Source organism: Mailhella sp., assembly GCF_057866825.1.
This window is the reverse complement of record NZ_DBMAHT010000080.1, coordinates 1-9,045: the sequence shown is the minus strand read 5'-3', so window position 1 is coordinate 9,045 and position 9,045 is coordinate 1. Positions and strand designations below refer to the sequence as shown.

The window sequence follows — 9,045 nt, the reverse complement described above, 5'->3', positions numbered from 1 at the left end:
CCTAAGGCTCCGCCCCGAAAGCGCTCCCTACACGCCGGAGGGCGAAGCCTAAACGCTCGGCGCTGCCGGAAACGACACGGGAAAACGCCGCTCGAAGCGCTCCAGCACGTCCACAAGCGGCGCGTCCAGATACGAGAGCGCCTGCGCCCGAAGGTCGGCAGGCACGCCGAACCTCGCTTCCGCCATGCTGCCCGCCATGGCGGCGATGGTATCGCTGTCTCCGCCGAGGGAAACGGCGTTGCGCACCGCGTCCTCCACGCTGTCCGCTTCCAGAAACGCCTCAATGGCCTGCGGCACGGAGCCCTGACAGCTGACGTCGAATCCATAGTCATCCCGAATCTCATCCAGAGTGAAATCGAGCCTGTACCAGGATTCCTCCACTATTTTGCGTATGGCCCCGGAACTTTCGCCCTTTCCGGCATACCAGATGACCGCCGTCACGGCCTCGGCCCCTCGCAGGCCCTCCGGATGATCGTGCGTCACGCGGGTAACCCGATCGGCCATGTCCAGCGCGTCCTCCAGCGAAACGGCCGCCCACGCGCACGGGCTCACCCTCATGCCCGAACCGTTGCCGAAGCTCCCGTAGGGCTGCGGATGATCGCTCATGAGCCAGCGGGAAAAGCGACCGCCGTAACAGCCGCGCGCCCAGCGTCTGCCGAAAGCCTGCATGGACTCCACGGCATGACGCGAAAGACTTTCCCTGTCTCCGTCGCTTTTCAGCAATGCGTCGGCCACGGCCAGCGTCATCACGCTGTCGTCCGTCACGCGGCATTCCGGCGTCAGAAGCTGAAAATTCTTGCTCTTGCAGTTGTGCCATTCAAAGCGGGATCCCACAATATCGCCGATAATCGCTCCGATCATGCTCTCGTGCTCCTTGTTTCCGGCAAAACGCCCCTCACAAACAAAAACGCAGACGCCGCAGGCCAGCCAGCCCGCGCCGACTCTCCTACCTTCGCAGTATCCGTCAGACGCGAGCGATTGACAAGGCGCACGCCTTCTTTTAGACTCCATCCACAACCTATTTCAGGAGAACGCCATGCGACGCCACGACAGAGAATGCTGCGAACAGAGCTTTTTCACCGATCTGCTTGATCGGGCCGACGTCATGACTCTGGCCTTTCACGCCGGAGAATTTCCGTACGTCATTCCGGTCAACTTTGTGTACATGAACAACGCCATCTATGTTCACTGCGCCACGGAAGGCCGCAAGCTGGACTGCCTCATGAAGAACCCCGGCACGGGCTTTTCCGTGCATGAAGTTCTCGACATCGACAGGGAACAGGCGACGACCCGATATCTGAGCCTTTACGGCGAAGGCCGCGCCGCCCTTGTTGAAGACGACGAGGAAAAACAGGCGGCTCTGGCTGCTCTGGCCAAAAAATATCGGAGCCGCTGCACGCTGCCCGTTCCCGCGGACATGCTGTCGCGCACCGCCGTAATCAAAATCAGCATCGTTTCCATGAACGGCAAGAAAAATCTTCCCCCGGAACACGCCGACTGAACGCATCAGACAACGATCTTTGCAAAACGAACGTCGACGATTCGCGCATCCTGTTTGCAAAAATCGTCATGAACACAACGCGTTGCACAGGCGGCGTTTCCGGCAGGCCGCGGCGTCCTACGCGGCCCAAGACGAAGAAACGCCGCCTGTATCTTTCTTGTGCCGCAGCGGCAACGCCGCCGCACTCTACGCCTGGCCGCACAGCGCCTGCATGAGCTCGGTCACCTTGGCGCGCAGCGCCCGACCGGCTTCCGTGTCGGCCACGGAGCCGTCCTCCGCAAAGGCGTCGGAATAGGCGTTGGAAAAAATTTCCGGCTTGTTCAGCACGCGCAGGTCAAGATATACGCACGTCTGACGCAGATGATACTGCGCCCGGGACGTGCCCATGCCGCCGCCGGCTCCCATCAGGGCCGCCTTTTTTCCGGCCATGATGTTTCCTTTCTCCCGGGAAGCCCAGTCCAGCGCATTCTTCAGCGCCGGGGCCACGGAATAGTTGTACTCCGGCACGGCCAGCACAAAGCCGTCCGCCTGCTTCACCTGGTCGATGAACGCATTGACGGCCGGAGTTTTTTCCCTGTCTTCCGCATAGAAGGGAAGCTCTGAAATATCGGCAATCTCCAGCGTTGCGCCTTCCGGCATGACCTGCTTAGCGCAGCGCAGCAGCCCCATGTTGCGGGAAGACGCCCGGAGGCTTCCACAGATACCGTGAAATCTTTTTTCAGACATATGTTCCTCCTGAAAGGTTCTGCTTCCATATAGCTCCGAAAAAAGCGGAAAAGCAATGATCTCTGCCGAGCGTCGACATGCTCCGGCATCCCTGCCCGGCGCAGCGGCGTCTTGACGGAAACAGGATTATGGCTCTATGTGCAAATCATGCTGCGCCATGCGCGCCCGATCACAAGACGCGCGTCCGAGGCCGCTCCACCTGAACTCAGAGGAATTCGCCTTCATGAACGCTCCCGAACCGCACGACTCTCTTTTCTCCGACGCCTGTGAACAAAAACGTCAGGAACCTACGCCGCCCTGCCTGCGCGGTTCCCTGCTCGGCATCAACTACGGCATGCCTGCCCGTCTCATGGCGGCCGGCAAAGAACGGGAAGCCGCTCTGGCCCTGCGGAAAGAAACGCCATTCGGAGGCATCCTCGCCGCGCTCGGCGATCCCGGCGCTCAGGCGAGCTGTCCCAAGGGAAGCGACCAACCGTTCATCGCCCGCATGCTGAAGCATCTTTCAGAACACTACGGCGACATACTGTTCCAGCCTCTCTCCATGCCCTTTTCTGGAACGCGCGCCGTCGTCATAGGCTCCGGCCCCGCAGGTCTTCAGGCAGCCTGGACGCTGCGCGAACAGGGGTGCGCCGTCGTCGTGCTCGAAGCCGCGTCTTCGGCCGGAGTCACACTGCTCCACGCCCCCGTGCAGGAATCAAGCTCGGCTCCGGCTGCGCCTTCTCCCGCGGTTCCCGCAGACATCGTGGAGCGCACCCTGACCATGCTCTCCCGCTCGGGCATCGAATTTCGCTGCGCCTCCCCTGTGGGACAGGCCGAACTCAGCAAGCTCCGCAACAGCTTCGACCTCGTCTTCTGCACCTGCGGCAAGGGAGCCGTACTGCCCGCAGACGCCGAAGGCCGCGTTGAAGGGAATCTTTTTGCCGCAGGAACCTGCGTGAAAAACCAGAAGGGCCTGGGCGCGCTGCAGTCCATGGCTGCGGCCAGAAAGGCCGCACTGGCCGCTGGCTCCGCGATCGGAGAAAACGAAGCGTCTTCCGTTCAAACCAAAGATTCGGCGTCATCCCTTGCCGGGAAAGCATGCTCCCCGGAAAACGCCTCCGCACAGGAGCTCCGGCCCAGGGAAGAGGCAGAGTCCTCTCTCCGCCGCGGGGCACAGCAATGCCTCTCCTGCCTTCAAACAGTATGACTCCCCGCCCCGTGACGCCCGGCCGGCTTCCCGGCAAAGAACTTTCGGTTTGTACGCCGCGCCTTTGTCTTTTTACGCAAAGTTTCAATTAACGCTTGACAATCCCGGCCGGCTTTTCTAGAGTCTGTCCCGTTGGCGCGAGGCCAGCATGTGGGGATGTAGCTCAGCTGGGAGAGCATTGCCTTCGCAAGGCAGGGGTCGAGAGTTCAAATCTCTTCATCTCCACCACCATGACGATCAGCGGTCGGACAATGTCCGACCGCTTTTTTTATTTTCCCCTTTTCGTGCTTTATTTTCCCCTGCCCCCTTGGGGAACGATATCCCCACGGCTCATCCACAAACTCCATTCGGCCGCCGTCAGCCCTTTACCAGAAGAAACAACGCTTCCTTCCTGCGGACGTCCGAGCACAAAAGAAACGCCGGAACGCATGCCCGGCAGCCCCTGTGCTTCGCCTCTTCGTCCGCCCTTCTCTTGCCGACGCCTGCCCCGCACGCGCTCAGCATGGCCGAGGCCATCCGATCCCATCGCGCCCTCCGCCCATGCATAAAGTCCGCGGGGCGAGCCTTCCCTCTCCCCCCTGCCCCCGACGCTGTTATTTCAGCCGTCACGTCCCGGCAGACGGCCTTTTCCCGCATCTTCCCGACTTGTCCCCGTCAGCGCCGAGCCTGCCGCACTGCGCCGAGGCTTCCAATTCCTCCCGTTCGGAACATTCCCGTTCCATGACTCCCCCAACAGAGACGAAGTTCCCTCGCCTAAAAAGGCATCGCAAAAATTTTTTTTGCTGAATCTTCCCGCCAGAACAGGTCAGCAGACCGCAGACGTCTTTTCTCAAAAAGCCCTGCTGCACAAGCGATGTCAGACGTTGCAGCAAAACGCCCGCCGCAGAAAAGGACACAGAACATGGAAGAATATCCCCGGGTTAAAAAATGAAAACAGACAACAAATGTTGACATCAGACATCAGAGCGGTTACATCAGAACCGTTCCGGGAAAGCCGTTCCCCGAAACGAAAATGAAAACACAGGAGAAGGTCATGTCTCATTACAATATGTTTCTTCCGAACTACTCCATCGGTTCCGACTGCTACAACGAAATAGCTCACGTCACCCGCCATTACGGCAACACTGCCGTGGTCATCGGCGGCAAAACGGCCATGTCCAAGGCCCATGACGCCCTGCTGAAGGCCGTGGAAGGAACCCATGTGACCATTACCGACTTTGTCTGGTTCGGCGGCGACTCCACCTACGAGAACGGCAAAATGCTCATGGAAACCGAATCCGTCAAAAACGCCGACATGATCTTTGCCGTCGGCGGCGGCCGCGCCTGCGATACCGGCAAGTACGTGGCCAACGAACTCGACAAGCCGCTCTTCTGCTTCCCCACCGTGGCCAGCAACTGCGCCTCCGTCACGTCCATCTGCGTGATCTACAATCCCGACGGCAGCTTCCGTGAATACTACTATCCCAAGATGGCGAATCACACCTTCATCAATTCCGACATCATCGCCGATTCGCCCTATCAGCTTCTCTGGGCCGGCATCGGCGACGCGCTTTCCAAGGAATGCGAAGCCGTGTTCTCCAGCAAGGGCGTGGAACTGAGCCACACGCCGCTCATGGGCGTGCAGCTCTCCCATGTGTGCACGAGCCCGCTGATCCGCTTCGGCGCCAAAGCCCTCGAAGCCTGCCGCAACAAGAAGCCTTCCCACGAACTGGAGCAGGTAACGCTGGACATCATCATTTCCACGGGTATAGTTTCCAACATGACCACGCATACGCCCGAGTACTATTACAACTCTTCTCTGGCGCATTGCGTCTATTACGGCGCCACCGTAACGAAGAACGGACACAAGCACCTGCACGGCGAAATCGTCGCGCTGGGCGTTCTGTGCCTGCTCACCTTTGACAAGAAGTATGAAGAGCGCGACGCCATCATGGCCTTCAACGCCAGCATGGGCTTCCCGGTGTGCTTCGACGACGTGGAAATCGACGAAAGCGAATTTGAAGCCATGGGCGAAAAGGTGGTGACTTCCACCGAATGGGCCTATCGTCCGAAGGGCGTGACGCTGGAAGCCTTCATCGAAAGCATGAGGGAACAGAACCGCTGCGGCCGGGAGTACAAGAAGAATCACTGATACCCCGGCAGCCTCTGCCTGCCCCTCATGAACACGCGCCTCGCGGCGCAGGCGAAAACGACCGGAGACGGAATCATGCCGTCCGTCCGGCCGTTTTCGCAAAGACCGAGCGGAAACGCTCTTGCCGGAGCTTATCTTGAAAAAAACAGAACGACTGTCCGACAGAGTGGCTGAAAGCATTCTGTCCATGATTACCGTGGACAGAACCCTCAAGCCGGGCGACAAGCTGCCCAATGAACTGGAACTCGCCAGCCAACTCGGCGTGAGCCGCATCACTCTGCGGGAGGGCATACGCATGCTCGCCGCCCGCAACGTTCTGGAAATACGACGAGGCCGAGGCACCTACGTGCGCGAAGACTTCAAGGAACGCTCGTTCCGCGAACTGCACGACGTTCCGACCGCCGAAGGCAGCGCCGAATCCGTGTATGAAATGCGCATGATCTTTGAACCCGAGGTCGCCTACTACGCCACGCTCCGCGCCACGGAAAGCGAAATGATGCACATCTGCGAGCTCGCCAAGCGCATCGCCTCCGGCGATCCCGAGGATCCGCGCCTTCTGGAAGACGAAAAAACCTTCCATCGCGCCATCGCCCGGGCCACGCACAACGAATTCATGAACCGGCTCATGCCCGTGCTCCAGGAAGCCTTCGAGCAGGCCATGGACCTCGCCCCCCGTCATCCCGAAGCCCTGCACCGCAGCCGCTACGATCATCAGCTCATTCTCGACTTCATGGTCAGCAGAAACGCCGAAGGCGCGCGCAGCGCCATGAAGATACACATTCTTCACATCATGGATGCCCTGAACCTGACGCCGACAAGAACCGGCGAATAATAAAAAATCCCCGCTTCGACGCCTTTGACGAAGCGGGGATTTTTTATGCGCTCTGCCTCACCGGCAAAACGTTTGTCCTTACAGATTGGCTTTGAAGAACGCCTCTATCTTGTCGAAGGGAATGATGTCCGTTCTGTCGTACAGATCAACGTGGCTCGCGCCGGGAATAATCATCAGTTCCTTGTTGTCGCCCTTGAGCTTCTTGAAGGCGTCTTCGCTGAAATAGCGCGAATGCGCCTTTTCGCCGTGAATGAGCAGCACGGCGCTGCGTATTTCACCCGCATAGCTCAGCAGAGGCATGTTCATGAACGACAGAGAAGAGGTCGCGTTCCATGCGCCGTTGGAGTTGACGGAGCGGGGATGGAATCCGCGCGGCGTCTTGTAGTAGTTGAAGTAATCCTTCACGAACTGCGGCTCGTCGCCCTTGAGGGCGTCGGGCAGTCTGTTCTGCGAGGGCGCTATCTTGCCGGAACGGGCGTCCTGCGTGCGCTGCGCGTTGAGCTGACGGCGCAGTTCATAGCGGGCGTCGGCGTCCATGGAATCAAAATAGCCGTTGGCCGTGACGCGGCTCATGTCGTACATGGTGGATGCCACGGTGGCCTTGATGCGCGTATCCATGGCCGCGGCGTTGAGGCCCATGCCGCCGAAGCCGCAGATGCCGATGATGCCGATGCGTTCCGCGTCCACGTTGTCCAGGGTGGTCAGAAAATCCACTGCCGCGCTGAAATCTTCGGTATTGATGTCGGGAGACGCCACGTTGCGCGGTTCGCCGCCGCTCTCTCCGGTGTAGGAAGGATCAAAGGCCAGCGTCAGAAAGCCTCTTTCGGCCATGGTCTGCGCGTACAGACCGGACGCCTGTTCCTTCACGGCGCCGAACGGGCCGCTCACCGCAATGGCCGCAAGCTTGCCGCTTGTCTGCTTCGGAATGTAGAGATCGCCGACCAGCGTGATTCCGTAACGATTGACGAAGGTCACCTTTTTGTGATCGACCTTGCTGCTTTGGGGAAACGTCTTGTCCCACTTCTGTTCCAGCGTCATTGTCTTACCCTCCCCGGCAGTGCTGCCGGCAAACGCCTGTTCCTGAGCCATCATCGAAGATCCGGCAAACGCCGTAATGCCGATAATCGCGCTCATGGCCACGCTGCTTACTTTTTTCATATGGCATTCTCCCCGGGCGCAGGCCCGACTTCATGAGGATGTTCACATCTGTTGCTTCTCTGATAAAGAAAACGCCCATGTATAGCAAATACTTATATCAAATATTATACTATGCCTGAAAGGCATGACAATCTGCTGTACGACACGCCTGTGCACGCCCCACTGCCCGCCTGGACGCAAGCTCCGGCAAGAATCTCCCGCCGAAATGCGGGAAGCGGCGACCGGTCAGAATCGTTCCCGCCGCCGGCATGTGGGACGAAGCCGCCTCAAGTCAGGCAAACCTCGCCAGCCGCCCATCGCCCCCCCCGATCGACGAACTCGGCCCTTCCCACGATGCGTCCGGCGCTCTCCTCTTCGAACCGGCTCGCGATGCGGGCGAACACAGTACATAATTGCATCGCTGTCTGTGACGTCGCGCGTCTTTACAAGGACGCATGCGGTACGCGACACCAACGCAATGTTTCTTTAGAAGACTTTATTTGTCATTTATATCACAAAATATCTTCTGTTCGACACTGTTTGTAAAAGTATTCTCATATTGCTTCTGCTCTTGAACATTTTCAGGTATGCGGATACTCTGGGCCATCTTTTTCCCAGGAAATCTCAAGAGCGGCTGACTATGAACAACAGGACTTTGTGGCGCGAGGCCATGGCATACCTCGACGGCAGGCAGGCGGAAATGCTCCAGCTTCTGAAAAGGCTGGTGGAAATGGAAACTCCCTCCGCCGACAAGGACGCCGTCAGCCGCCTGGCCCGCCATCTCGACACCTACTGCGACGCCATGGACATGGCGTGCCGCAAAACGCACTACGACGGAGCCGGCGACGCCCTGACGGCCTGCACACGGCAGGGAACGCAGCGTCCCATTGCGCTGATTGCCCATATGGACACGGTGCATCCTGCGGGAAGCTGGCCCGAACTGTTCCGGCAGGACGGCGACAAGCTGTACGGCCCGGGCGTTTTCGACTGCAAGGGCGGCATCGTCATTGCGCTCTTTGCCGTCAAGGCCCTCAGAGCCTGCCGCTACCATGACCGCCAGATCAAGCTGATCCTTTCCAGCGACGAGGAAAGCGGACACATGCTGTCCGGCGGCCTCGGCGGGCAGCTTTTCGAGCAGGAATGCGCAGACTGCGCGTTTGCCTTCAACTGCGAGAGCGGCTCCATGAACAATGAGGTCGTCACACAGCGCAAGGGCGGAGCCGTGATCCGCATCGACGTGAAAGGCATAGCCGCCCACGCGGGACGCAATCCCGAAATGGGCGCGAGCGCCATACGCACGGCGGCGCGTCTGGTGGAAAGTCTGGAAGCGCTGACCACCCCGGACGGCAATTTGTTCAACTGCGGCAAAATTACGGGCGGCACGGGCTCCAACATCATTCCCGACAGCTGCTCCATCTCTCTCGGCCTGCGCTACCTGTCCAATGCCGACTACGAAGACGCCCTGAAAAACCTTGAGCGCCTGTGCGCCCAAACGCCTCTGCCCGGCACCTCGGCCTCCTTCACGGTGCTCG

The 9,045-nt window shown here is 59.4% G+C and carries 8 protein-coding genes and 1 tRNA gene; 6 read left to right on the top strand and 3 right to left on the bottom strand.

What is annotated here, in order from left to right; translation table 11 throughout:
* Positions 1–48: 48 nt before the first annotated feature.
* The gene (locus ACZM96_RS07810) at positions 49–861 is read right to left on the bottom strand and encodes an ADP-ribosylglycohydrolase family protein (RefSeq protein ID WP_489488372.1); all 813 of its coding nucleotides are present in this window, start codon (positions 859–861) and stop codon (positions 49–51) included.
* Positions 862–1,036: 175 nt separating this feature from the next.
* Here ACZM96_RS07810 and ACZM96_RS07805 point away from each other — a divergent pair, with 175 nt between their 5' ends.
* A complete protein-coding gene (locus ACZM96_RS07805) occupies positions 1,037–1,501 on the top strand; it encodes a pyridoxamine 5'-phosphate oxidase family protein (protein WP_489488371.1) in 465 nt (154 codons plus the stop codon).
* 186 nt (positions 1,502–1,687) lie between these two features.
* Here the strand turns inward: ACZM96_RS07805 and ACZM96_RS07800 are convergent, their stop codons facing one another.
* Entirely contained in the window at positions 1,688–2,227 is a 540-nt protein-coding gene (locus ACZM96_RS07800) for an NADPH-dependent FMN reductase (RefSeq protein ID WP_489488369.1), read from the bottom strand.
* Between the two features lie 223 nt (positions 2,228–2,450).
* Here ACZM96_RS07800 and ACZM96_RS07795 point away from each other — a divergent pair, with 223 nt between their 5' ends.
* The 4 genes from ACZM96_RS07795 to ACZM96_RS07780 all read left to right on the top strand — a co-directional run bounded on the left by ACZM96_RS07795 (position 2,451) and on the right by ACZM96_RS07780 (position 6,376).
* On the top strand, positions 2,451–3,413 hold the full coding sequence (locus ACZM96_RS07795) for an NAD(P)-binding protein (RefSeq protein WP_489488367.1): 963 nt from the start codon (positions 2,451–2,453) through the stop codon (positions 3,411–3,413).
* Between the two features lie 152 nt (positions 3,414–3,565).
* Positions 3,566–3,641: transfer RNA gene (locus ACZM96_RS07790), tRNA-Ala, on the top strand.
* An 805-nt stretch (positions 3,642–4,446) separates the two neighbouring features.
* Entirely contained in the window at positions 4,447–5,544 is a 1,098-nt protein-coding gene (locus ACZM96_RS07785) for an iron-containing alcohol dehydrogenase family protein (protein WP_346664637.1), read from the top strand.
* Positions 5,545–5,680: 136 nt separating this feature from the next.
* Positions 5,681–6,376 carry a FadR/GntR family transcriptional regulator gene (locus ACZM96_RS07780; protein WP_489488366.1) on the top strand — a complete coding sequence of 232 codons (696 nt, stop codon included), beginning with the start codon at positions 5,681–5,683 and terminating at the stop codon, positions 6,374–6,376.
* A 78-nt stretch (positions 6,377–6,454) separates the two neighbouring features.
* Here ACZM96_RS07780 and ACZM96_RS07775 read toward each other — a convergent pair whose 3' ends face one another.
* Positions 6,455–7,534, bottom strand: a complete 1,080-nt coding sequence (locus ACZM96_RS07775) for an alpha/beta hydrolase (protein ID WP_489488365.1) — start codon at positions 7,532–7,534, stop codon at positions 6,455–6,457.
* Between the two features lie 619 nt (positions 7,535–8,153).
* Here ACZM96_RS07775 and ACZM96_RS07770 point away from each other — a divergent pair.
* Positions 8,154–9,045, top strand: an 892-nt coding sequence (locus ACZM96_RS07770; RefSeq protein ID WP_489488364.1) for a M20/M25/M40 family metallo-hydrolase, incomplete at its 3' end; no start/stop codon positions are given.